Genomic DNA, 24943 nt, shown 5'->3' with positions numbered 1-24943 from the left:
TGCCTACCAGAGCGGTGTGGCAGGGCTGGCGGCCAGCGACAAGGCCAAGGAAGTCGCCCGTGGCCAGCAAGGCACGGGGCCCAACCAGTGTCAGGCTGGCCTGTTCGTCGCCGAGGCTCAGGACTTCCTGGCCGACGAGGCCCTGCAAGCCGAGGTGTTTGGTTCAACCTCTCTGGTCGTGGCCTGTTCCAGCCTCGCTGACATGCAGCAGGTCGCCGAGCACCTGGAAGGCCAGCTCACTGCCACCCTGCAGATGGACGATGGCGACATCGACGCCGCGCGTCGCTTGCTGCCGACCCTGGAACGACGTGCCGGGCGGGTGATGGTCAATGGCTGGCCCACCGGCGTGGAGGTATGTCATGCCATGGTGCATGGCGGCCCGTATCCGGCGACTTCCGATGCCCGCACCACCTCCGTCGGCAGCGCGGCCATCTATCGCTTCCTGCGCCCGGTGTGCTACCAGAACCTGCCCCAGGCGTTGCTGCCCGAGGCGCTACGAGATGGCAACCCGCAAGGCGTTAGCCGTCTGGTCGATGGCAAGCGCGAAGGCTGAGCACAGTTGGAGAGAGGAGATCTGGCAAACCGGGCCTGAAAAACTCGGCCCAGAACGCCGGACCTGGAAAACCGAGCATGTGATGATGGACATACCGGCGAATATCGCAGGTATGTCCTCTTTAGAAGCTCTGTGACATCAGAATATCGATAAACTCTTCAACGATATCTGACAGAGGCTCGCCCTTTCGGGTCATCACGCCATAGTAACCAAGAGGTTTACCAATCTTTAATGGTAGAGAGACAAAAGTTCCCTGGGAGAAGGAAGTCTCCATGACGGAGCATGGCTGTACGGACAGTGCATCAGACGAAGCGACCAACTGAAGAGAGGATTGTGTTGATGTCGTCTCGATGACATTTCTGGGAGATGGCACCTGTGCCTCGGCCAATGCTTCCTCGAAAAGTCCTCGCATCGGACTGGTCATAGGATGAAGAACCCATGGCCATTTCACCACTTCCTGCAGGGAAACATCTGCATGACATAACGGATGATTCTGGCGCACGACAACAGCAACAGGCTCTTCTCCAAGAGGGCGAAAATCAAACAAGTGGCGCTGCCCATATTCCGTAAATCGCCCTATTACTACATCAAGAAGCTTGTATTCCAGGTCCACCAGAAGACGGTCGCTGGAATTTTCGAACAGACTGACAGCCAGGCGTGGGCGATGCACCTTCAGTGCCGTAACCGCCTTGGGCAGCATGACCGGCGCAGCCCCTGGCACTGACCCCAGCGCCAAGGCACCTTGCCCTCCTTCCTGCATGGAAGCCAGTTCTTCCACCAGGCGGTCGGTGTCATTGAGCAGGCGCCGTGCATAACGCAACACACACTGTCCGGCTTCCGTGGGTTCCATGCCTCCCGGATCCCGTGTAAACAGCAGCATGCCGAGAAAGGTTTCGATGTCCTTGAGCATCTTGCTGCCAGCAGGCTGGCTGATATTCAACTGTCTGGAGGCAGTATGCATATTTCGACTTTCGTCCAAGGCAACCAAAAAAGCCAGATGTTTCAGGCGCATCCAGCTCTTTACATGCAATCCAATATCACCTGCCATTCTCGTCTCCAGAAGTGCGTCATACCTAGCGATAACCTGGCGTTATCAGCACAACAAAAAATACCATTGGCCGACATTTCATGCGAGGAAATAAACTTTCAACTCGCTCCATCAATGCCAATGAAATCGTCAAAAATCTCGCTGAACACCAGGAAAAACATACCAATATGACCATCATCACAAGAGTCGAAGCACGCGACATTCGCTTTCCCACATCCCGCGAGCTGGATGGCTCGGATGCCATGAACGAGGCACCTGACTATTCCGCCGCCTATGTCATTCTGCATACCGATCAGGACGATGGAATCACTGGACATGGCCTGACATTCACCATCGGCCGCGGCAACGATATCTGCGTTGCTGCCATCAATGCCATGGCGTCGCGTCTGGAAGGCCGCAATCTTGAAGACATCACCGCCAACATGGGCGCTTTCTGGCGCGACCTGACCAGCGGTGATAGTCAATTACGCTGGCTTGGCCCGGAAAAGGGCGTGATGCACCTGGCTTCGGCAGCCATGGTCAATGCCCTGTGGGATCTGTGGGCCAAACGTGAAGGCAAGCCGGTCTGGAAGCTGCTTGTCGACATGACCCCGGAACAATTGGTCAACTGCCTGGATTTCCGCTTTGTCAGCGACGTACTGACCCCTCAGGAAGCCATCGCCATGCTCAAGCGCAAGGCTGACGGCAAGGCCGAACGTGAAGCACAGATGCGTGACCAGGGCTATCCCGCCTACACCACTTCGGCGGGCTGGCTCGGCTATCCGGAAGACAAGGTACGTCGACTGTGCCGCGAAGCACTGGCAGAGGGCTGGGAGCACTTCAAGCAGAAGGTCGGCGGCAATCTCGAGGAAGACCGTCGACGCGCTGCCATCATTCGTGAGGAAATCGGTGAGCACCGCACCCTGATGATGGACGCCAACCAGGTCTGGGATGTGGATGAGACCATTGCCAACATGCGCAGCCTGGCGGAATTCAATCCACACTGGATCGAAGAGCCAACCAGCCCCGATGACATTCTGGGGCACGCGGAAATCCGCCATCGGCTGGCGGATTCCGGCATCGGTGTGGCGACGGGAGAGCACTGCCACAACCGCGTGATGTTCAAGCAGCTCCTTCAGGCTGGCGCCATTGATTTCTGTCAGCTCGACTCCTGCAGGCTGGGCGGCCTCAATGAGGTCATCATGGTGGTCCTGCTTTCCGCCAAGTTCGATGTCCCTATCTGCCCGCATGGTGGTGGTGTGGGGCTCTGCGAATACACCCAGCATATCTCGATGTTCGACTACATCGCTGTCTCCGGTTCTCTTGAGGGTCGTCTGCTGGAGTACGTCGACCACCTGCATGAACACTTCATTGATCCGGTACGCACCCGCAAGGGCCATTATCTGATCCCAGAAGCCCCCGGCTACAGCATCACCATGAAGCCAGAGACACTGGAAACATTTGCCTATCCAGACGGCGCTGCCTGGAAAGAAGGCTAGAGGTTTCCGAAAGCAGGCGCTTCTGAAAGCGTTTCCGTTCCGCCGGTAACGGTGCATTTCGACAGTCAGTTCCCACCGGCACCAAGGCTGCGGTTCTCCGCAGCCAACACGCCATCTCCAGAGGGGAGTACTCATGAAGACAATCACAAATACCCTGATGCATGCTCACCACCTCGCCAAACACGCTATCACCGGTATCGTCGCCACCCTTGCCATCTCCAGCGCCAGCCTGTCACTGGCCGCCACGGAAATGCCGCCACTCCCCGAAGTCGATGGGCCAGTGGTTGAAGGTGACGGCAATGACTACACCCTGAAGTTCAGCATCGGTACCACGCAGTCCGGTGCCCAGTACCGTGGACTGGAGTATTTCAAGGATATCGTCGAGACACGCAGCGATGGTCACATCAAGGTGCAACTTTTCCATAGTGCACAACTGGGTGACGACCTGCAGGCCGTGAGTGCACTGCAGGCAGGCACTCTGGAGATGACCGCGCCGTCCACTTCTCCGCTGGTCAACATGTTCCCTCAATTCGCGGTCTTCGACCTGCCCTTCCTGTTCCCGTCACCGGAAGTCGCCGACAAGGTCCTGGACGGTGAAATTGGCCAGCGCATGCTCGAAGAGGCCAGCACCAACGGGCTAGTCGCCATCGGCTGGGCGGAAAATGGCTATCGCCAGCTGACCGACAGCAAGGCAGCCGTGTCTACTCCCGAGGACCTCAAGGGCCTCAAGATCCGTACCATGCAGAACCCTATCCACCTGGATATCTGGCGCACCTTGGGCGCCAACCCTACCCCCATGTCATTTGCTGAGCTATTTACCGCACTGGAGCAAGGTGTTGTCGATGGCCAGGAAAACCCCTGGATCACCATTCAGTCATCCAGATTCAATGAAGTACAGCCTTACGCCACAGAAACCAATCACGTCTACACCCCCTTCGTTACTCTGGTGTCCGAACGTTTCTGGAACAAGCTACCGGAAAGTTACCAGGAGTTGCTGGTGGAAGCCGCTGGGGAGATGGGACGTTATGAGCGCGAAGTCAGTCGCACGCTCAATGACGCCATCAAGCAGCAGTTGAAAGATGAAGGCATGCAGATCACCGAGCTCTCCGCTGAGCAGGTCGCGGCTTTCCAGGACACGCTGGCACCGGTCTACGACGACTGGCGCGACAAGATAGGCGGTGGACTGATCGACGATATCCGAGCCATCAGCCAGCCATGATCTGGAGCGCACCGTCAACTGGCGGTGCGTATTTCATCGTCCATCTTCGGAGGAGAGCATGTCCAGCAACGACTCTCAACTCTCGACGCCAGCGACTTCACAGCCAGACGCTCATGACTCCCTTCAAGCTCAGGGCTGGGTGAGATGGCTCATTGTGTCTCTGCGTATCGTCACCGGCCTGCTGGTGCTTGGCGTCGTGTTCTGCGTCTCGGCCAATGTCTTTGGCCGTTTCGTCCTCAATACTTCCTATGCCTGGGCCGAGGAAATGTCTCGCGTGCTGTTCATCTGGCTGGTTCTGCTGGGAGCGGGACTAGGCAGCCTGGAAAAGGAGCACGTGGCCGTCACCTACTTCAGAAACCTCGCAACGCCCAGGCTGCGCAAGGTCCTGGCACTGCTGGTCATTGCCCTTATCTATCTCGTTTGCCTGTGTATCCTTGCCGGTTTCAAGGAACTTACTGCGGGATTCACCAGCGCAACCCCCATGTTGGGCATTTCCAAGACCTGGCTCTATAGCGCCATGCCGGTGATGGCGGTGCTGACGCTACTGGCCAATACCCTGGCCCTCGTCGCGCTCTTTCGCAGCAATCACTCACGCAGGAGGAACACCCCATGATCCTGTGGAGCATATTGATCGGCCTGGCCATCTGCATCGTCATCGGCATGCCGATCTCCTTCGGCCTAGGCGCCATCAGCCTGTTCATCTTCTTCTACTCGGACTACTCGCTGTCCACCATCGTTTCCCAGGCCGTCAATGGACTCGACTCTTTTCCTCTATTGGCTATTCCACTGTTCATTCTGGTCGGCGAGGTGATGAGCGCCGGGGGCATCGCGGCTCGCCTGGTTCGCCTGGCCAGCGCGATGGTGGGGTTTGTCGCCGGAGGACTCGGTCAGGTGGCCGTCATGACGTCGATGTTCTTCGGAGGCATCAGTGGCTCAGCGGTAGCGGATGCTTCCGCTGTCGGCAGCATGATGATCGAACCCATGAAGCGGCACCGTTACTCTGGCCCCCTGGCGACAGCTATCGTGGTCGCGGCGTCGGTGGTTGGCATCATCATTCCTCCATCGATTCCCATGATCCTGTTCGGCGTGGTCACCAACACCTCGATTTCACAGCTCTTCCTCGCTGGCATTCTGCCGGGCATCCTGATCACTGTGGCTCTGGCGGCTACCACCTATGTGCAATCGCGCAAGAATGGCCCCGGGCAGCCCTTTGCTCTACCGGAACTCATCACCGCCTTGAAGGACGCCTTCCTGGCCCTGCTGCTCCCAGTGATCATCGTTGGCGGTATTCTCAGCGGCGTCTTCACGCCCACGGAAAGCGCCGCCATTGCCTTGATCTATGCCTTCTGTGTGTCCACCTTCGTCTATCGCAGCCTGACACTGAAACGCTTCTTCGAACTGTGCATTACCACTGGACGCCTGACCGGCGTGGTCATGCTGCTGCTTGCGTTCGCCAGCGTTCTGGCCTGGCTGCTGACGGCCAACATGATCCCCCAGCAACTGGTCGTCAGTCTGTCAGCGATTACCGATAACAAGCTGTTGCTCCTGTTGCTACTGTCCGCCTTCCTGCTGGTGGTGGGCTTCTTCATGGACCTGACGCCAGCCATGGTCATTCTGGCCCCATTGATGACGCCGGTCGTGGTCAAGCTGGGCATCGACCCGGTCTATTTCGGTGTCCTGATGTCCTTCATTCTCGGCATCGGGCTGATCACTCCACCTGTCGGTACCGTGCTGTACGTCGGCTGTGGCGTGGGCAAGGTCGGCATGGAACAGCTGGTCAAGAGCCTGCTGCCCTTCTACTGCACCTTGCTGGTTCTGCTGGCCTTGTTTATCGCGTTCCCCGGACTGGTGCTGTGGTTCAAGTAGCCAGGGAGGCTTCATGACTCAAGAACGGCATGACTCATATAGTGAAAGGAGGCCCACACATGTCCGATCACGATGAACTCGTCGCAGATCTGCAGAGGATGCTAGGGAACTCGGGGGTGCTCTGGCAGCCTGCCGACATGGAACGCTATCGCGTCGATTGGGCGGGAAGCCAGGGAGCGTTGCCATTGGCCGTCGCTCGCCCCGCCAGTGTCGAAGAGGTCGCCGAAGTGGTCGGCTACTGTCATCGCCATGATATCCCGATAGTTCCTCAAGGCGGTGGCAGTGGTCTGGTGGAAGGCGCCCTGCCGGATAGCGTTCAGCCAGAGCTGGTCATCAGCCTGGAGCGCCTCAATCGTATCCGGGAGATCGATCCCATCGGCTATACCATCAGTGTGGATGCGGGCTGCGTCCTGCAGAATGTCAAGGATGCCGCCGCTGCCGAAGGATGCTTCTTTCCGCTCTCCCTTGGTGCCCAGGGCAGTTGCCAGATCGGCGGCAATATCTCGACCAATGCAGGTGGCCTCAATGTGCTGCGCTACGGCATGATGCGCCAGCAGGTGCTCGGCCTGGAAGTGGTCCTGGCCGATGGACGCATCTGGCATGGCATGAAGGCACTGCACAAGAACAATACCGGCTATGACCTCAAGCAGCTGTTCATCGGTGCTGAAGGCACCCTGGGTATTGTGACAGGCGCGGTGCTCAAGCTGTCGCCCGCTCCTGAGGTGACACGCAGTGCCATGCTCGCATGTTCCGATGTCAGCGCAGTGATGCGCTTGTATACCTTGGCCCGGCGCTGCTGCTGCGATCTGCTGTCGGCTTTCGAGCTGATTCCGCGAGCCTGCATCGATCTGGCATTGGAAGCGGACGCGAGCCTGCCGGATCCAATGGATATCCGACACCCCGTCTATGTACTGCTGGAAGTATCGGCGAGCGGACCAGCCAATCTGGACGACATGCTCGAAGCGCTGTTTGAACGCGGGCTCGAACAAGGCCTGCTGCTCGATGGTGTGCTGGCATCCAGTGACACCCAGGCTTCCCAGCTATGGCGCATTCGCGAAGCGATGCTGGAAGGCCAGCAGCGCCGCGGCGAACACTTGCGCAGCGATATTTCCGTGCCCATTTCGCAGCTCAGTGACTTCCACGACCAGGCTGAGGCCATGGTTCGCAAGTTCGCTCCAGACGCCAGTGTCATCGCCTATGGTCACGTTGGCGATGGCAACCTTCACTTCAATGTACTGCCGCCTCCTGACCTGCCAGGCGATGAAACTGCCCTGCTGTTGCATACCCTGGAGGAACAGCTGTTCGACATTGTCGATGCCTTCGATGGCAGCATCAGCGCGGAACATGGCATCGGCCGGCTGAAACAGGCCCGCTTTCTCGAAAGCCTGTCGGCACCAGAGCTGGACATCATGCGTGGCATCAAGCGCTTGCTCGATCCTCGCGGTCAATTGGGTGCGGGACGCATCCTGCCCCGCACGCCCCTTTAAACACTTATTTTAAATACTTATCTCTACTGGAGCACTGACAATGACAACAGGCATTCTTCCCACCGATCACTTGCATGCCCGGCTGGCAGGACGCGTATGGCGTGATGACACACGTGGCCCGGTCCTGGTCAGCGTGCGTGATGGCCAGGTCATCGACATTTCCACTCACTGCAATGTCATGGCCGACCTGCTCGAGCGGGACGATGCCCTGGACCTGATCGCCAATGCCGACGGCGAGGTGCTGTGTGATATCGATACCCTGCTGGACAACTCACAGCAGAACCCGCCCCGAGCGCCGTACCTGCTCGCCCCTTGCGATGTTCAAGCCATCAAGGCCTGCGGTGTCACCTTTGCCGTCAGCCTGCTGGAAAGGGTGATTGAGGAACAGGCGGGGGGAGACGCCAGCCGGGCAAGCGAGCTACGTGAAGAACTCAAGCGCGTGATCGGCACTGACCTGTCGCGCATCGCGCCTGGCAGCGACGCCGCCAACGCACTCAAGGAAGAACTCCAGGCTCGCGGTGCCTGGTCGCAGTACATGGAAGTCGGCATTGGCGCGGATGCGGAAGTCTTCACCAAGGCACAGCCTTTTTCATCCGTGGGATTCGGTGCCAGCGTCGGTCTGCATCCTGCCTCCCACTGGAACAACCCGGAGCCGGAAATCGTTCTCGCTGTTGATGCCCAAGGCCAAGTCAGGGGCGCGACGCTGGGCAACGATGTCAACCTGCGCGATATCGAAGGCCGCAGCGCCTTGCTGCTGGGCAAGGCCAAGGACAACAACGCATCCTGTGCCATTGGCCCTTTCATTCGCCTGTTCGATGACCAGTTCACGCTCGATGATGTACGCAATGCCCAAGTCAGCCTGCGCATCGAAGGTCAGGACGATGGCTTCGTGCTGGAAGACTCCAGTGACATGCGTGAAATCAGTCGCGACCCGCTGGACCTGGTCCAGCAGACCAGGGGACCCCATCACCAGTACCCCGATGGTTTCATGCTGTTTCTTGGCACCATGTTCTCTCCCATCAAGGACCGTGACGGCGCCGGGGAAGGTTTCACCCATCACCTGGGCGACCGTGTCACCATTGCCACGCCCAAGCTCGGCGCCCTGATCAACCCTGTAGGACGCAGCGACCAGCTCCCCCCCTGGACCTATGGCATTCGTGCCTTCCTCGCTCATCAGCGCCGCTAGGGCTTCCCTTACCTGCTTTTTCCCGCCATCTCCTCGTTGAACGCAGCCATGTACTTTCCCTCTGGCAGCAGGCCCTTGGCCTGCTGCCAGAGGATTTGCTGGAGCCACTTGACCCACTGAGCCTCCAATCCGACGAGGTCTCACGTACCACCAAAGTCGGGACAGAAGTGTGATTGGCAAGTTATCAGGTCTGCGCCATACTCGATATACAAGTCATGCTGTCATACAACCAGACATAAGTACCGGCAGAGCTTTGGCATTAATGGACGTGTACAACGACATCATGATCGTCGTGTCGAGAACGTCATCATCAGCAAGAACACAGGCAGAGAAGACATCACCAGAAAATCATAGCGAGGATGCCATGCGTCTCACCCACAAGAAGGCCTTGATCACTGCTGCCGGCCAAGGCATTGGCCGGGCCACTGCACTGCGTTTCGCTGCCGAAGGTGCCAAGGTCATCGCCACGGATGTAGCCGAGGACAAGCTCGCATCGCTCGACGGAATCGCCAATATCGAATGCCATACACTCGATGTGACCGACCGTCAGGCCATCATGGCTCTGGGGCAGCGCCTGCCAACCCTCGATGTACTATTCAACTGCGCAGGCTACGTCCATAACGGCACTCTGCTGGAATGCGACCAGGAGGCCTTCGAGCGTTCCATGGCCATCAATGTCACAGCCATGTTCCATACCATATCCACTTTCCTGCCAGGCATGCTCGAAGCGGGAGGTGGCAGCATCATCAACATGGCATCAGTGGCTTCCAGCTTGAAGGGAGTACCCGGACGCTTCGCTTATGGCACCAGCAAAGCTGCCGTCATTGGTTTGACTCGGTCTGTGGCCACCGACTACGTGACCCAAGGCATTCGCTGCAATGCCATCTGCCCAGGAACAGTGGAATCCCCTTCCCTCGCTGAACGCATCCAGGCCCAGGCCAGGGAAAGTGGCAGCAGCGTGGAGGCCGTACGCGCCGCCTTCCTTGCCCGTCAACCGATGGAACGGCTGGGTACCCCTGAAGAGATTGCCGCCCTGGCGACTTATCTCGCTTCAGATGAGTCTGCCTATACCACAGGAACCACCCAGGTGATCGACGGTGGCTGGTTGGCTTGAATCACCTATTCTCCAGCGCAGAGACCATGCTTCTCGATCTTGCATAAAGTTTTCGCGCTAGTGCTTGCACATAAGAATTTTCGACATAGAGGACCACTCATGAAACTGCTTCGTTTCGGCACGCCAGGCCAGGAATCTCCCGCTATTCTGGACAGCTTCGGTACGATCCGTGACCTGTCCGGCGTCATCGATGACATTGCCGGTACTCAGTTATCACAAGATGCCCTGGCACGCCTGGCTGAGCAGGACCTTTCCCGGTTGCCATCAGTGGATCCTGATACCCGCCTGGGCCCTTGCGTCGGCCAAGTTGGGAAGTTCATCTGCATCGGCCTCAACTATGCCGATCATGCGGCTGAAAGCGGTGTGGAGGTTCCGCCGGAACCGGTGGTCTTCAACAAGTGGACCAGCGCCATCTGCGGCCCCAATGACAATGTCATTATTCCCCGCGGGTCCACCAAGACCGATTGGGAGGTGGAGCTTGGCGTCGTCATTGGCAAGGCTGGACGCTACATCGATGAAAGCACCGCGCTGGAACATGTTGCCGGCTACTGCGTGGTCAATGATGTCTCCGAGCGGGAATACCAGCTGGAACGCAGCGGGACATGGGACAAGGGAAAGGGCTGCGACACCTTTGGTCCCCTCGGCCCCTGGCTGGTCACAACGGATGAAATCCGCGATCCACACGACTTGTCCATGTGGCTGGAAGTGGATGGCAAGCGTTACCAGGATGGCTCCACGCGCACCATGGTCTACAAGGTGCCGTTTCTGATCAGCTATCTCAGCCGCTTCATGAGCCTGCAACCCGGTGATGTCATTTCCACCGGCACTCCCCCCGGGGTCGGCCTGGGCCAGAACCCACCCGTCTATCTGCGCCCCGGACAGACCATGCACCTGGGCATCGAAGGGCTTGGGGAACAGACCCAGAAGGTCGTTGCTGAAAGTGCTGCGGAGAATGATGCATGAACACTGCCCACACCATGCAGGTCGCGTGTTGTCTTGAACCCGGCAGCTTGGTCATGGAGCAACGTCCACGTCCTGTCCCTGCTGCTGGTGAAGCCTTGCTGCGTGTCCGCCGCATTGGCGTCTGTGGTACGGATATCCATGCCTTTGGCGGTAACCAGCCTTACTTCTCTTACCCTCGCGTTCTGGGCCATGAACTCGCGGGAGAAATCGTGGCGGTCGCTGATGATCTAGATGCATCACTGGTGGGTAGCAATGCCTACGTGATTCCCTACCTGCACTGCGGTGAATGCCGGGCCTGCCAACGTGGCCACACCAACTGTTGCCAGCATATGCAGGTCATTGGCGTGCATCGTGATGGCGGCATGGCCGAATGGCTGAGCGTCCCCGTTGCCCACCTGGTTACCTCGCAACACCTTTCTGCCGACGAACTGGCCTTGATCGAGTGCCAGGCCATTGGCGCTCATGCTGTGCGTCGCAGCGCCCTCCTCAAGGACGATCTTGCCGTTGTCGTGGGTACGGGGCCTATCGGCATTGGTGTGGCACAGATTGCGCGTGCCAGTGGTGCTCGGGTGGTAGTGGTCGATACCAATAGCAAGCGCCTTGACTTCTGCCGCGACACCCTGGGTTTCACACATTGCCTTCAGGTTGGCAAGGATGATCTCGAAACGCAGATCAGTGAACTCAACAACGGCGCTCTAGCCGATGTAGTGTTCGATGCCACTGGCAACCCCCAGGCCATGGAGGCAGGTTTTGCCTTGGCCGGTCACGCCGGACGCTATGTGCTGGTCAGCATTGTGAAAGTAGATATCCGCTTTCACGACCCGGACTTTCATGGCCGCGAATTGACCCTGCTGGCCAGTCGCAATGCCACTCTTCAGGACTTCGAGCGCGTCACTGAATTGCTCGAGCAAGGCGACATTCAGGTTTCCTCGATGATCACCCACCAGGGCCACTTCGGCGAGTTGCCAGAACTGATGCCCAAGTGGTGCCAGCCAGGAAGTGGAGTGATCAAAGCCATGATTCATCTCGACGAGTGATGATCACGCAACGCCTGCGGGCTGTCCGCGGCATGGCATTTCTTTACGACCTAGCTTTTTACAACCTAGCTTTTACGACCCAGCCTTTGTTGGAGACGCCCTTCATGGCCACCCGTTCCCATTCCCCGTCATCTACGACAACGACGACCACCGGCAGGATCGCCAGTGATGGCATCCCGCAGGCTACGCTGCGCGTACACACCAGAGATAATGTCCGAGTCGCACTCAAGGACCTGCCGGCGGGCAGCACCATCGAGGACAACGGCCGCGTCCTGCAGCTTGTCGAAGCGGTGCGCCACAAGCACAAGTTTGCTCTGGTCGATCTGGAAGAAGGCGACACGGTGATCATGTATGGCGTGACCGTCGGTCGCGCTTCACGTCCGATCCGTGCTGGAGAAATGATTCGCACGGACAATCTGGAACATTCCACCGACAACAGTGCCGCAGTACAGCGCCAGCAGGCTTGGCAGGCACCTGACGTCAGTGCCTTCCAGGGCCTCACCTTCGACGGCTACCACCGTCCGGATGGACAGGTCGGGACTGCCAATATCTGGCTGGTCGTGCCACTGGTGTTCTGTGAAAACCGCAACATCGAAGTCCTGCGCCAATGCGTTGCCGATGCCCTGGGCGATGATCCCTATCAGGACTACAAGCGCATGGCTCGGGCCATGCTCAATGGCGAGGCACCACAGGATAAAGGTACCGCCGCCAGTTCCGATCAGGCCTCACCTTTCCCCAATGTGGATGGCGTTCGCTTCCTCACGCATACCCTGGGTTGCGGCGGCACCGATGATGATGCCCAGGCCTTGTGCCAACTGCTGGCAGGCTACATCACCCACCCGAATGTGGCAGGTGCCACCGTACTCAGTCTCGGGTGCCAGAAAGCCCAGATTGCCATGCTCAAGCAGGCTGTGGCCAAACGTGACCCTCAGGGCCTGCGTCCGACCCATTATCTGGAGCAGCAGGCAACGGCCAGTGAGGATGCCCTGATTCGCGAGGCATTGAGCACCATCTTCGATGGACTCAAGGAAGCCAACCGATTGACACGTGCCCCCGCCCCACTTTCCAAGCTGCGCATCGGCGTGGAATGCGGCGGGTCGGATGGTTTTTCCGGTCTCTCCGCCAACCCGGTGGTCGGCGCAACCATTGACCGGCTGGTGGCCCTGGGCGGCAGCGGCATTCTCAGTGAATTTCCTGAACTGTGCGGCGTAGAGCACGAATTGCTGGCTCGCTGTACCGACGACAGTATTGCAAAACGCTTTACCGAATTGATGGAAGCCTATCAGCGACATGCCGCATCCGTGGGGGCGGCTTTCTCCATGAATCCTTCACCGGGCAATATTCGCGATGGCCTGATCACCGACGCAATGAAATCCGCCGGTGCTGCAAAGAAAGGTGGCGATAGTCCAGTCGTCGATGTTCTCGATTACACCGAACCCGCGACACGTTCCGGCCTGAGCCTGCTGTGCACACCGGGCAACGATGTCGAGTCCACTACGGCCCTGGTCGGCTCTGGCGCCAACCTGGTGATCTTCACCACGGGACTCGGCACCCCGACCGGCAATCCCATCGCGCCAGTGGTGAAGGTGGCCAGCAACTCTGAACTGGCTCAGCGCATGGCGGATATCATTGACTTCGATACTGGCGCCATCATCCGTGGCGAAGCCACGATCGACGAACTCGCTGATGAACTGCTGAAGCTCTGTATCGCAAGCGCTTCCGGCCATTACGCCACCAGAGCAGTGAGTCTGGCCCAACACGATTTCATCCCATGGAAGCGCGGAGTTTCGCTATGAAAGGCGGCTCGTGCCTGACGCCACCACCCCTGGTGGAACAGGCCATGATGACATAGCAACTTGAAAGCAGCCCTTCATGGCCGGCCGGACTGTCATGAAGGGCCGTCATGAAAGACTGTCAGGATGACTCGGACTTCAGTCGATCCTTGAGTTGACGATAAGTGGCATAGTGATGATCAAGGTGGCGACGCATGGAATCTTCTGCCGCCGCCGCATCATGCGCTGCAATGGCATCCACGATCTCGACGTGTGCCTGGTAGGCCGCATCATTCTGTCCAGGTTGCTGGGCGACCTGGGCCCTGCGGTCATCAAGCCATTCCGCCAACGCTTGATGAATGGCGTCATAGATGGGGTTGTGACCAATAGCGGCCAGTGCAGCATGAAAATCGACATCCGCTCGCTTGAACGCGGCCTCGTCTCCTCTATCCAGAATCTCGCGCTGGTGCTGCAGAGCCTGGTGCAATGCTTCGATTTCCTCGTCACTGGCATGGATGGCAGCATGCCGCACCAGTGCTATTTCAAACATGGCTCTGGCTTCCTGAAAATGCTGCTGACCTTCGGGCTGGCTGAGCAGCTTGCGTGTCACACCAGACAAGCGCGCCATCACCGCTTCGGCAGTAGGCCGGATGACCCGCGCCCGTGTACCGCTGTTGATCGCCACCAGACCTAACTGCTGGAGATAGAATAGTGCCTCGCGCACCGCCGGGCGGCCAACACCGAACTGTTCCATGAGCTCGCGCTCAGACGGCAACTGATCGTTCTCGCTCAAGCGCCCTTCTATAATTTCAGCCTCAAGCTGTTCCGCCACCTGTTCGGAAAGCGTCTTGCGCTCCACCCGATATTTGCTCATCGATACAGGACTCCTAGGAAATTCAGCCCCGGAACCAATCATTTGCCGGGCTAGTGGAGCTATGTTACTGCAACCTGGGCATAGCGTGCTTGCGCAGACGCCAACGGTCCAAGCACTCAAGGGCGTTCGTTCAACCTTTCCAGCCCCAGTTGCAAGGCGATATCACGGTAAGCATCGCGCTGGGCCCAGTCCAGCGGAATGCCCTGCCGACGCCGCTGCTCGCGCTGGTTCCACTCTCTATCTCCCGGCGCCAGCACTTGCCTGCCTTGCACTGGCTCCATGCTGCGCAGATCAGCAAGGTATTCCTGCATCCGTGCCTGAAAATGCGCCCTCTCTGTAAATGCTTCCGGATTCATTACCAGAAAGAAATGCCCAACCCCTCTTGGTGTGGTCATGTCTGGCCCTGCCATAGGTAACAAGCGAAAGCCATTCAACATGTTGGCCAGCATCGAGCTAAGAACTTCGACCATGCAGGCCAACCCGGCCCCCTTGAAACCAAATCCCGCCCCACCCAACGGCAACAACGCTTCTGCCTGGGAAGCATCCGTCGTCGTTTCTCCCGTCGTGGTAGCGGCAATATCCGGCGGCAGGTCTCGGCCAATGGCTGCATATTGCTGGACACGGTTCCAGGGAATGGCACTGGTGGCCATATCCAGCAATAAAGGATTATCTCCCTCGACCGGTGCTGCAAAGGCAATAGGATTGGTGCCATGAAAGGGTCTCCTGCTGCCATGCAGCAGCACGAATGGGTCGGAATTGCACATTGCCATTCCAACCATGCCTTGTTCGGCCGCTGCCAGGGCATAACACCCAGCTGCGCCAAAATGCGAGGAATGGCTGACGGCTACAGCACCGATGCCCACCTCTCGCGCCATGTCACAGGCATGCTGGATGGCGCGATACCCCGCCAGATGGCCAAAGGCATTGTCGGCATTCAGCACCGCTGTCGCGGGTAGACGCCGGTTGAGCATCAGTTGAGGAGCCCCGTTGATACGCCCTCCTGACAAGGCCTGGAGATAATGCGGCAACAGGCGCACCCCGTGGCTATCAGTCCCCATCAGAGATGCTATTACCAAGGCCTGGGCAACAGCCTGCCGGGAAGGTTCATCAGCCCCGCGTATTGCCAGGGCCTGCTCAATGAAACAGCGCAGTTCCTCTGCGTCGACATGACAGGCAAATGCTTGTTCCTCAGCCATCATGAAGCATCCTTTCGTGAGCAACGTCCGTGAATGGCGCTACAGTCCTTGCATGAAACGACAGTCCTTGCATGAAAGACAGTCCGTACATGAAGCGACCGTGAGCGCCTGGATCAATAGGGTTTCAGCGATGAGACTCAGCGGTAGAAAAGCGTCGGCAGCCATAGCGAAATCTGCGGCACAAAGGTCACCAACAGTAGCGCAGCCACCAGCGGTACAAGGAAAGGCAAGGTACCTCGCATGCATTTCTCGAAGGAAATATGTGAAACCCGGGACAGTACGTAGAGCACCATGCCCACTGGCGGTGTCAACAATCCGATCATCAGGTTAAGCACCATGATCACCCCGAAGTGCACTGGGTCGACGCCCGCTCCCACGGCAACCGGCAGCAGCACAGGTACCAGAATGGTGATGGCGGCAATGGTCTCCATGAAACAGCCGACAACGATCAAGACCAGGTTGGCAATCAGCAGCACGGCAATGGGGTTGTCCTGGAAAGGCCCCAGCAGTTCCATGACATGAGCGGTGACGTTATTGCTGGTCAGAATCCAGGCGAAGATCGAGGCCCCGGCCACAATCAGCAGGATCACCGCGGTCGTCTCGATCGTCTCCATGCTGACCTTGAGCAACCGGCGCCAGGTCAAGGTGCGATATATCACACCTCCCAGCAGCAAGGCGTATACGACGGCGGCGATTGCCGCCTCGGTAGGCGTGAAGGCACCGCTGACAATACCACCGACGATGATGACCGGGGTGAGCAATGACAGGAAAGCGCGTGAGAAGCTGCGCCCCAGTACGCTTACCGAGAAACGCGCATCACGTTGATAGCCGCGGCGACGGGACATCCAGACAATCATCACCATCAAGGCCACTCCCATCAGTAGCCCCGGAATCAGCCCGGCAGCGAACAGCTGTCCCACTGATACCGATGCCATGACGCCATAGATGACCATAGGCAAACTAGGCGGAATGATGGGACCGATAGTCGAAGATGCCGCCGTGATGCCAACGGAAAATTCATCATCGTAGCCAGCATCACGCATGGCCTTGATCTCGATGGTCCCGAGCCCTCCTGCATCGGCCACCGCAGCACCAGACATGCCGGAGAACACGATACTGGCACCGACATTGACATGTCCCAGGCCTCCCCGCATCCAGCCCATCAGGGCCTTGGCAAAGTCAAAGATACGTGCGGTGATGCCCCCATTGTTCATCAGGTTACCGGCCAGGATGAAAAACGGAATGGCCAGCAGAGGGAAGCTGTCGATGCCATTGACCATGCGGTGAACGACCACCACATCGGGGACTCGTCCGGTCAGCAGCACATAGATCAGGCATGAACCGGCCAGACTGATAGCAATGGGAACGCCGCATACCAGAAGAGTGAACAGTACGGCAAACAGCATCATCAGGTACTGGCCAGTCAGTGCCAGGGCTACACAGCCCAGCACGGCCAGAACAACAATGACGGGAGCGACACGAGACCCACGACGCGCCGTTAACATGGCTTCATTCATAGCTGCGACTCCATGGACGTGGATCAGGTGTCTTGCATCAGTTCACTGCGGCCACTGCGCCAGTGGCGGAATGCCGCTTGAATGGCACGTATCAGCATAAGGACGAAGCCAGCCATTACCACGTAGTAGAGAAGGCTCTTGGGAACATCCACCGAGACCATCATGGCGTGAGTACGCTGGGCCAGTTTCCAGGAGATCCACACCATGGCAGAGAGGAAAACAATATTGACCAGATCCACCAGCCTCGACATCACCTGGGCGGTACCTCGAGTGAGATAGCGGTAGAAGAACTCCACCGCAATATGGCCACCTTTGCGCGCAGCCATGGCGCCTCCCAGGAATCCCACCGCCACCAGCAGATAACGCGCAATCTCTTCGGTCCAGGCAATCGAGTCACCCAGCACATAGCGGCTGAAAAACTGCAGGAACACGACTCCGGCCAACACCCAGAATGCCACCAGAGTAATGAAGTCCTCCGGCGCGTAGTCACCACGCTGGATGGTGTCATCGTCTTCCAGAATGTCGAACTCCGGAGTTTTCTCCATCATCTCGTTGTCTTTCATTTCCCCCTCCCGGGTCGGCCGGTGCTCTATGGCGAACACCGGCCGGTCAGACATGACATCCCTGCGCCAGGTTACTGACCGATGGCCTGCAAACGGTCATAGGTTTCCTGATCCCAAGTGGCATCAGGACCGTTATGCGCCGGTAATACCGCTTCCCGGAAAGGACCGGTGTCCACTTCGTTGACCTTAACGCCCTGCTCTTCGAACCAGGACACCAGCTCCTGCTCTTGCTGGCGGATATCGTCGGTAATACGTTCACCCGCCTCTTCATAGACATCACGGAAGATATCCTTGTCTTCATCGGACAGGCGGCCCCATAGCGAACCACTGGCAATGGTGATCAGGGAGTCGATGGTATGACCTGTCAGGTCGATGTCGCTCTGAACCTCGTAGAAAGCCTTTGCCTTGATGGTCGGTAGAGGGTTTTCCTGGGCATCCACCACTCCCTGCTGCAAGGCCAGATACACCTCAGAGAAAGCCAGTGGCGTGGGGTTCGCTCCTACCGCCTTGGGAAACATCATGTACAAGGGAGCATTGGGCACGCGAATCTTCAGCCCCTTCATGTCTTCCGGGGTCAAAATTGGCTTGTTGGATGTCACATGGCGTGCGCCGTAGTAATTCATGGCCAGAGGGACATTGCCGGTGGCCTCTTCATAGCCCTGGGCGATTTCCTTGAATAGATCACTATGGGCATAGGCCTTCCAGTGCTCGAAATCACGGAACATATACGGTGCCCCAGCAATACCGATGGGGCCATATGAACGTCCAGCGAACTGGCTGCCGGTATAGATCAGGTCCACAGTGCCCAGGCTCAGACCTTCATTGATATCAGCTTCCTTTCCCAGGGACGATGCTGGGTGCACTTCGATGGAATAGCGCCCATCCGTACGCTTCTCGATTTCGTCCGCAGCCCACAAGGCCCACTGGTGATAGGGTTCTGAAGTCTCGTAGACATGAGCGAAGGTCAGGGTCTCTGCCTCGGCCATTGCCGTGACACCAACAGTGGCAATAGCAGCAACCAGCATGCGGGGGGCAAGGCACATGGCTAAACGGCGTGTCCGGGACAATGGCTTGGAGCAGCTCATATTTGTTGTTCTCCACATTGGGGGACGTTCAGTAGGTCGAGATTCGACCTTCGCTAGATACAGTACTTAACCCAGTTCAGTTCTTTACCTATGGTTCTTTACCCATGGTCGACTGTATACGTGTCATACCATCATGCTGAATCTAGTCGTCAGACAGGGCCCTCGCAAGGCAAGGACATGACGACTTTGGTCTAGGAAAGTGGCAATTAATACCGCTGGGGGATGCCGTTCATGCACGCCTTACCAGTGACCTGCATCAAGCTCTGGTTTCGGCGCCAAACAGCCTATGTGGGGTAGGAAAAAAGAATGAATAAGGCCAGGACTTGCCAAGCAGAACAGACTTGAAGACATGTAAAGAAAAGCCGCTCGATGCCATGATGCAGCGAGCAGCTTTTCGCGGATCCAGGAATCACGAACACTGATAGAGCCTAGCGGGATCGAACCGCTGGCCTCAACACTGCCAGTGTTGCGCTCTCCCAACTGAGCCAAGGCCCCTGTCAGCCATCAATTGGCTGCCGATAATGATCACCTGCTAATAACAACCAACTATTAATAGCAATCATTAACCTATTAACAAGAACCAATCTCCCAAAAAAAATTACTCAATAAAAACAACAAGTAACGATTTATAACACAACTGCTTAAAAGGAAATGATCATATGAACATCCTTTCCCAAACGTCAACCCGGATATGCTGAAAACGCCCTGCTCCTACTGTCAGCCAATTCCACTTAGGCATATTCTATGACAGTCTATTCCCCTTGCTTGGTTTATATACCGACCATGGACTCATGAATCTCATCATCTTCGCTTAGGAGCAGCATCCTTGATCAAGGTTCTCATCGCCGACGATCACCATCTGGTTCGCACCAGCATCGTGCACTTGCTCAATGCAGAAAAGGATATCGAGGTCATCGGCGAGGCCGCCGATGGCGAAGAAGCGATAGCCCAGACTCGCCAACTGGCGCCTGATGTGGTCATGATGGATATTCGTATGCCCGGCATTGGTGGGCTCGAAGCGACACGCAAGATCCGTCGCCTGTCCTTGGACACACGCATACTGGTAGTCACTGCGTTCATCGAGGAAGCCTTCGCCCAGCGGCTTCTTGAAGCCGGAGCCCACGGATTCATCGGCAAAGGTTCACATCACGAGGAAATGGTCGAGGCAATTCGCAGCGTCTTTGCTGGCCAGCGCTTCGTCAGCCCGGAAATCGCCCAGCGCCTGGTGATCTCTCGCATCGAACATGAGGAAAACCCTTTCGACCAGCTTTCCCAACGCGAGCTGCAGGTCGCCATGATGATCGTCAACGCCCACCGAGTTCCGGATATTGCCGACCGCATGTTCTTGAGCCCCAAGACCGTCAACACCTATCGTTATCGCATCTTCGAAAAGCTTGGTGTCAATTCCGATGTTGCCCTGACCCATCTCGGACTACGACATGGGCTGGTGGAAGGCTTCCGGGAGGAGTAACCTTCCCGCCATGACCTTCGATGCTCGCCGCTTTCTTGAAACCGTCAGCGAATCGCCTGGCGTATATCGCATGTTCGATGAACAGGGAAACACCCTGTACATCGGCAAGGCTCGTCGCCTGAAAGCCAGGTTGGCCAGCTATTTCCGCAGCGCCCTCAACACCAAGACCCAAGCCTTGGTGAACCGTATCCACGACATTCAAGTCACGGTCACCTATAGCGAAACCGAGGCCCTGCTCCTTGAACAGACACTGATCAAGGAACTGCGTCCTCCCTATAACATTCTGCTGCGCGACGATAAGTCCTACCCTTATGTGTTCGCCAGTGACCGCCATCCATTTCCTGCCCTCGAACACAAGCGGGCACGTACGCGACGCGATGATGGGCGCTATTTCGGGCCGTATCCAAGCAGTGGCGCTGTCCGCGAGACGCTCTCCCTGATGCAGAAGGTGTTTCGTATTCGCAACTGTGAAGACAGTGTCTTCGCTCATCGCACACGCCCTTGCCTGCAACACCAGATCCAGCGCTGCAGTGCACCCTGTGTCGGACGGATCAGCGAAGAGGACTATCGCCGTGACCTCGAGCATGCCATTCAATGTCTTGAAGGTCGCAGCGAATCTGTCAGCCAGGAACTGAGTCGCGAAATGGAAGCTGCCAGCCAGGCCCTGAACTTCGAGGAGGCTGCTCGCCTGCGCGACCAATTGCAGGACCTTCGCCGCTTGCAACAGCGTCAGGTGGTGGATACCGATGGCGGAGATGCTGATGTCTTTGCTCTGGCCTTGCAGCCGGGAGCACTCTGTATATCGGTCCTGTCCATTCGTCAGGGACGCCTGTTGGGAGCTCGTCATTACAGCCCCAGCAATGGTCTCGATCTGGGCGAAGCTGAGCTTCTCGGCGAGTTCATCAGCCAGTATTACCTGGGTCAGGCCCGGGAGATTCCCAGCGAGGTGCTGACCAGCCACGCGATACCGGATGCCGAACTGATCGCTCGTGCACTTGGCGAACATGCCGGAAGACGTGTACGTGTCACCGAGAAAGTGCGTGGTCATCGGGCGCAATGGCGGGAACTGGCACGTACCAATGCACAGCAGCAACTGGCCGCACAACTCGCCAACCAGACCCAACTGGCCAAACGCTTCGAGTCTCTGCGCGATGCACTCGATCTGGAAGACACGCCGCAACGGCTGGAATGCTTTGATATCAGCCACAGCCACGGCGAAGCCACCGTTGCTTCCTGCGTGGTCTTCGATCAGGACGGCCCACGCAAGAGCGATTACCGGCGCTTCAATATCTCGGGCATAGAAGGTGGTGACGATTATGCCGCCATGCAGCAGGCACTGACCCGACGCTTCAAGCGACTCAAGGAAGGCGAAGCCCCGATTCCGGACATCTTGATCGTCGATGGCGGCAAAGGACAGCTCAACATGGCCAGAGACGTGCTTCAGGAACTGGGCATCATCGATGTCATGCTGCTCGGTGTTGCCAAGGGCACCACACGCAAGGCCGGACTCGAAACCCTGTTCATCGAGACACCAGACCACAGCCTGGAGCTCCCCCCGACATCACCGGGCCTGCATCTCATCCAGCACATTCGTGATGAATCACACCGATTTGCCATCACGGGCCACCGTGCGAGACGCGACAAGGCACGGCGCACCTCTACCCTGCAGGACATCCCGGGGATCGGACCGAAACGCCGACGAGAGCTACTGCGTTTCTTTGGTGGACTACAGGGCATTCGTCAGGCAACCGTGAACGAACTTTCCCGAGTACCAGGGATCAGCACGACCATGGCCGAAACGATTCATCGCGCACTGCATGGATGACAATGGCAATCATGGATAGAATAGGCTTTTTTGCGGGGCCCTGACGCCGCGCGAGCCACAATCTGAACAATTAGCACCTTCCAAGCAAGGACAGCGGTTACCCATGAACATCCCCAATCTGTTGACCCTGGCACGCATCGTTTTCATTCCCTTGCTGGTAGTGCTGTTCTACCTGCCTTTCAAATGGAGCATGCTGGTGGCCGCTGCACTCTTCGCCCTGGCCTCAGTGACAGACTGGCTGGACGGTTATCTGGCACGGCGTTGGGACCAGTCCACCCCTTTTGGCGCCTTTCTCGACCCCGTTGCCGACAAGCTGATGGTGGCGGTGGCCCTGGCCTTATTGATCGAGCGTTATGACGCCATGTGGTTGACCCTTCCTGCGCTGGTGATCATCGGTCGCGAAATTGTCATTTCCGCACTGCGCGAGTGGATGGCAGAAATGGGCAAGCGCAGCAGCGTGGCGGTATCCTGGATCGGCAAGATCAAGACGACGCTACAGATGGTTGCCTTGCTGCTCTTGCTCGCTTCTCATCCTGGTACCCCCATCGCAGACCTGGGAGTCGCCACCCTTTATGCAGCCGCTATTCTGACCCTCTGGTCCATGGCCCAGTACCTGCGCGCAGCTTGGCCGCATCTCAGTCGTTCCATGTAAGCCAATGGCAAAAAGCGTTTGACAGTCACGGGCTTATCCGTATAATGCGTCCTCGAGTCAGGCGGGAATAGCTCAGTGGTAGAGCACAACCTTGCCAAGGTTGGGGTCGCGAGTTCGAATCTCGTTTCCCGCTCCATCTTCGAAAGATGATGACTCAATGAGGCTGGATGGCAGAGTGGTCATGCAGCGGACTGCAACTCCGTGTACGCCGGTTCGATTCCGACTCCAGCCTCCATTTTTCCTTTCTGATGTGCCCACATTGGATAGACTGCTCGAACCTCTCCTGCCCGGATGGCGAAATTGGTAGACGCAAGAGACTTAAAATCTCTCGGTGGTAACACCGTGCCGGTTCGAGCCCGGCTCCGGGCACCAGTATTTTCAATGCCTTACGGCGAATTCCGGTTTCTCCTGTCATTTCTTTTCTGCGCAGTCGTGGTAGTTTGCCTGCTATCTCATCCCACCTATCCAGCACCGCCTTGGCTATCGACTTGTGACAACAAGCGATGAGTGACCAAGCATCACTCCCCTGGCCATCTCAAACACTCTTCCAATACGATGCGCTGAAAGTTGTGTCGGACACGCCCGTCCCACTCGGTGCCTGCTAACACTGTCTGCGCCGGCTTGCCAACTGCCTTAGATAGCGAACCGGCACCTCGGCACCATCAAGCAGCCCAAGCCCTGCCCAAAGGCTTACCTGGTTGGCCGTTAGCACCGGGCGACCTGCCTGGCCTGCCATCGCGTCTAGTCGGGATAAAGTATTCACTGCGGTATCCGGTACCAATAGCGTATTGGTGCTACTCGGATGTTCTCGACCGAATGCCTCTACTGCAGCGACAATATCAAGTTGATTCGAATCTGCCGCATAAGGGCAGTCCAGCGCCTTGCAATGTACTACTGTCACACCGCCTTCCTCCAGGAATCGCACCAGCCGCTCGGTGACTTCCTCAGGATATGGACTGAGCAGGTCCACCTTGCTCTCACCAAGAGCAACCAGTGCCTGTTGGAAGGCTAGCGCAGTGCTGGTTACCGGCACACCCAGAGCAGCTTCAAGACCTGCCGTCTGGTCACGTGCCCAATTGAGCCCACCAATGAAGCTCCCGCTGGTGCACGCCCATACAAGTACCTGAACTCCGTGTCCACGTACCAGCCTCTCCCCCACTGGCGCTAACCGTGCCACCGCCCCTAAGGCAGTCAGGGCCGCGGGTTCGTGATGGCCATCACTCTCGACCTTGCCCACCGAGATCTGCGGCAACGTACCATCACCAGGCACAGTTTCACCACTCAGCGCATACCATTCGTAATCATCCGGCCCATCGTCTGGCAGCAGGATGCCTAGGGTCTTTATCATCGCCATTCTCCACAAGTCCGATAACAGAGAAGTCAGATCAGGTTTTACTATGCTGTCAAAAGAGAGACGTCAGTGGATCGCCTTGCGACAAGCGACCCGTACTCACCGAGACTGCCGTGGGCACGAACTTGAACTCTTTCCATGGTAACAGCGTGTCGACTCAACCCCGACTCCAGGCATCAGTATTCCTTGCACGTATTCTTGCCAGTTCCAGCTCACCACATCCGGATTACGCGAGATATGTGGTATCGCAGCTGTCATGTAGTCAACGCCGGTAAAGGCTGCCGTTCGACACAGCAAAGGCCACGAGATGACGCTCACTGGCCTCCGCCCCGGAGATCGACACTATAGCGTCGAGGGCTCCCACCTGGGTGCCGAGAGTTACTTCCACCTTGGCAAGTTCTACCCTGTTAGCACGCAATGACACCCTTAGGATTTCCAGTGGCGAAGATGGGATGTTTATCCCAAGACTCCCGTTTACTTCAGTTCTTTACCCCGACTACCCCTGACCCACGTGACACCTGATTGCAGCCAGCCTATCGAGCAGGCCATTTCATACCCAACAGACAGTCCGTCATCGCCTCCACCGCCCAGGAAAATCTGGCGCAACTACATAATCTGCTTCCCATCCATGTCTCGGCATTCCGCCGAGGCTTTTTCATCCCTGCCTCGCAGCCATCCCAATTTGG

The 24943-nt window shown here is 57.5% G+C and carries 21 protein-coding genes, 4 tRNA genes and 1 pseudogene; 17 read left to right on the top strand and 9 right to left on the bottom strand.

The window, feature by feature from the left end; all coding sequences use genetic code 11:
• Positions 1-553 (top strand): annotated as a pseudogene (locus Q1K07_RS12220) (aldehyde dehydrogenase (NADP(+))); the annotation flags it as partial.
• A 121-nt stretch (positions 554-674) separates the two neighbouring features.
• On the opposite strand, the gene Q1K07_RS12215 reads toward Q1K07_RS12220, so the two are convergent.
• Positions 675-1565: a LysR substrate-binding domain-containing protein gene (locus Q1K07_RS12215; protein ID WP_300311189.1), complete on the bottom strand. Its 891-nt coding sequence runs from the start codon at positions 1563-1565 to the stop codon at positions 675-677.
• Between the two features lie 203 nt (positions 1566-1768).
• Between Q1K07_RS12215 and Q1K07_RS12210 the strand changes: the two genes are divergently transcribed.
• The 10 genes from Q1K07_RS12210 to Q1K07_RS12165 all read left to right on the top strand — a co-directional run bounded on the left by Q1K07_RS12210 (position 1769) and on the right by Q1K07_RS12165 (position 13747).
• A complete protein-coding gene (locus Q1K07_RS12210; protein WP_300311179.1) occupies positions 1769-3079 on the top strand; it encodes an L-fuconate dehydratase in 1311 nt (436 codons plus the stop codon).
• A 133-nt stretch (positions 3080-3212) separates the two neighbouring features.
• Positions 3213-4298, top strand: coding sequence for a TRAP transporter substrate-binding protein (locus tag Q1K07_RS12205; RefSeq protein ID WP_300311177.1), 1086 nt, complete (start codon positions 3213-3215; stop codon positions 4296-4298).
• A 58-nt stretch (positions 4299-4356) separates the two neighbouring features.
• The gene (locus tag Q1K07_RS12200) at positions 4357-4911 is read left to right on the top strand and encodes a TRAP transporter small permease (RefSeq protein WP_300311175.1); all 555 of its coding nucleotides are present in this window, start codon (positions 4357-4359) and stop codon (positions 4909-4911) included.
• The gene (locus tag Q1K07_RS12195) at positions 4908-6164 is read left to right on the top strand and encodes a TRAP transporter large permease (protein WP_300311173.1); all 1257 of its coding nucleotides are present in this window, start codon (positions 4908-4910) and stop codon (positions 6162-6164) included. Before Q1K07_RS12200 ends, Q1K07_RS12195 begins: the two co-directional genes overlap by 4 nt.
• A gap of 59 nt (positions 6165-6223) precedes the next feature.
• Positions 6224-7651 carry an FAD-binding oxidoreductase gene (locus Q1K07_RS12190; RefSeq protein WP_300311171.1) on the top strand — a complete coding sequence of 476 codons (1428 nt, stop codon included), beginning with the start codon at positions 6224-6226 and terminating at the stop codon, positions 7649-7651.
• A 40-nt stretch (positions 7652-7691) separates the two neighbouring features.
• Complete coding sequence (locus Q1K07_RS12185; RefSeq protein WP_300311169.1) at positions 7692-8837, top strand: fumarylacetoacetate hydrolase family protein; 1146 nt, start codon at positions 7692-7694, stop codon at positions 8835-8837.
• Positions 8838-9201: 364 nt separating this feature from the next.
• Positions 9202-9951, top strand: coding sequence for an SDR family oxidoreductase (locus Q1K07_RS12180; protein ID WP_300311167.1), 750 nt, complete (start codon positions 9202-9204; stop codon positions 9949-9951).
• A 99-nt stretch (positions 9952-10050) separates the two neighbouring features.
• Positions 10051-10914 carry a fumarylacetoacetate hydrolase family protein gene (locus tag Q1K07_RS12175; RefSeq protein WP_300311165.1) on the top strand — a complete coding sequence of 288 codons (864 nt, stop codon included), beginning with the start codon at positions 10051-10053 and terminating at the stop codon, positions 10912-10914.
• On the top strand, positions 10911-11951 hold the full coding sequence (locus Q1K07_RS12170; RefSeq protein ID WP_366945068.1) for a zinc-binding alcohol dehydrogenase family protein: 1041 nt from the start codon (positions 10911-10913) through the stop codon (positions 11949-11951). The genes Q1K07_RS12175 and Q1K07_RS12170 overlap by 4 nt, the downstream gene beginning before the upstream one ends.
• 104 nt (positions 11952-12055) lie before the next feature.
• Positions 12056-13747 carry a UxaA family hydrolase gene (locus Q1K07_RS12165; RefSeq protein ID WP_300311163.1) on the top strand — a complete coding sequence of 564 codons (1692 nt, stop codon included), beginning with the start codon at positions 12056-12058 and terminating at the stop codon, positions 13745-13747.
• 118 nt (positions 13748-13865) lie between these two features.
• On the opposite strand, the gene nanR is transcribed toward Q1K07_RS12165, so the two are convergent.
• The 6 genes from nanR to Q1K07_RS12135 all read right to left on the bottom strand — a co-directional run bounded on the left by nanR (position 13866) and on the right by Q1K07_RS12135 (position 19453).
• Entirely contained in the window at positions 13866-14597 is a 732-nt protein-coding gene (gene nanR, locus Q1K07_RS12160) for a transcriptional regulator NanR (RefSeq protein ID WP_300311161.1), read from the bottom strand.
• Positions 14598-14713: 116 nt separating this feature from the next.
• Complete coding sequence (locus Q1K07_RS12155) at positions 14714-15796, bottom strand: Ldh family oxidoreductase (protein ID WP_300311159.1); 1083 nt, start codon at positions 15794-15796, stop codon at positions 14714-14716.
• A gap of 134 nt (positions 15797-15930) precedes the next feature.
• A complete protein-coding gene (locus Q1K07_RS12150; protein WP_300311157.1) occupies positions 15931-17310 on the bottom strand; it encodes a TRAP transporter large permease in 1380 nt (459 codons plus the stop codon).
• A gap of 23 nt (positions 17311-17333) precedes the next feature.
• Positions 17334-17873, bottom strand: coding sequence for a TRAP transporter small permease (locus Q1K07_RS12145; protein WP_300311155.1), 540 nt, complete (start codon positions 17871-17873; stop codon positions 17334-17336).
• Positions 17874-17944: 71 nt separating this feature from the next.
• A complete protein-coding gene (locus tag Q1K07_RS12140) occupies positions 17945-18958 on the bottom strand; it encodes a sialic acid TRAP transporter substrate-binding protein SiaP (protein ID WP_300311153.1) in 1014 nt (337 codons plus the stop codon).
• Between the two features lie 422 nt (positions 18959-19380).
• Positions 19381-19453, bottom strand: a tRNA-Ala gene (locus Q1K07_RS12135).
• A gap of 331 nt (positions 19454-19784) precedes the next feature.
• Here Q1K07_RS12135 and Q1K07_RS12130 point away from each other — a divergent pair.
• The 6 genes from Q1K07_RS12130 to Q1K07_RS12105 all read left to right on the top strand — a co-directional run bounded on the left by Q1K07_RS12130 (position 19785) and on the right by Q1K07_RS12105 (position 23278).
• Positions 19785-20429: a response regulator gene (locus tag Q1K07_RS12130; protein WP_149285068.1), complete on the top strand. Its 645-nt coding sequence runs from the start codon at positions 19785-19787 to the stop codon at positions 20427-20429.
• Between the two features lie 10 nt (positions 20430-20439).
• Complete coding sequence (gene uvrC / locus Q1K07_RS12125) at positions 20440-22254, top strand: excinuclease ABC subunit UvrC (protein WP_300311150.1); 1815 nt, start codon at positions 20440-20442, stop codon at positions 22252-22254.
• A gap of 103 nt (positions 22255-22357) precedes the next feature.
• A complete protein-coding gene (pgsA, locus tag Q1K07_RS12120) occupies positions 22358-22906 on the top strand; it encodes a CDP-diacylglycerol--glycerol-3-phosphate 3-phosphatidyltransferase (protein WP_300311148.1) in 549 nt (182 codons plus the stop codon).
• A 61-nt stretch (positions 22907-22967) separates the two neighbouring features.
• A tRNA-Gly gene (locus tag Q1K07_RS12115) sits at positions 22968-23042 on the top strand.
• Positions 23043-23067: 25 nt separating this feature from the next.
• Positions 23068-23141, top strand: a tRNA-Cys gene (locus tag Q1K07_RS12110).
• 50 nt (positions 23142-23191) lie between these two features.
• Positions 23192-23278, top strand: a tRNA-Leu gene (locus tag Q1K07_RS12105).
• A 229-nt stretch (positions 23279-23507) separates the two neighbouring features.
• On the opposite strand, the gene Q1K07_RS12100 is transcribed toward Q1K07_RS12105, so the two are convergent.
• Positions 23508-24254 carry a hypothetical protein gene (locus tag Q1K07_RS12100; protein WP_300311146.1) on the bottom strand — a complete coding sequence of 249 codons (747 nt, stop codon included), beginning with the start codon at positions 24252-24254 and terminating at the stop codon, positions 23508-23510.
• A gap of 265 nt (positions 24255-24519) precedes the next feature.
• On the bottom strand, positions 24520-24681 hold the full coding sequence (locus Q1K07_RS12095; RefSeq protein ID WP_300311144.1) for a hypothetical protein: 162 nt from the start codon (positions 24679-24681) through the stop codon (positions 24520-24522).
• Between the last annotated feature and the right edge of the window lie 262 nt (positions 24682-24943).

Source organism: Halomonas sp. (assembly GCF_029263665.1).
Classification (GTDB): Bacteria; Pseudomonadota; Gammaproteobacteria; order Pseudomonadales; family Halomonadaceae; genus Halomonas.
This window is presented reverse-complemented; position numbering and strand designations above follow the sequence as displayed.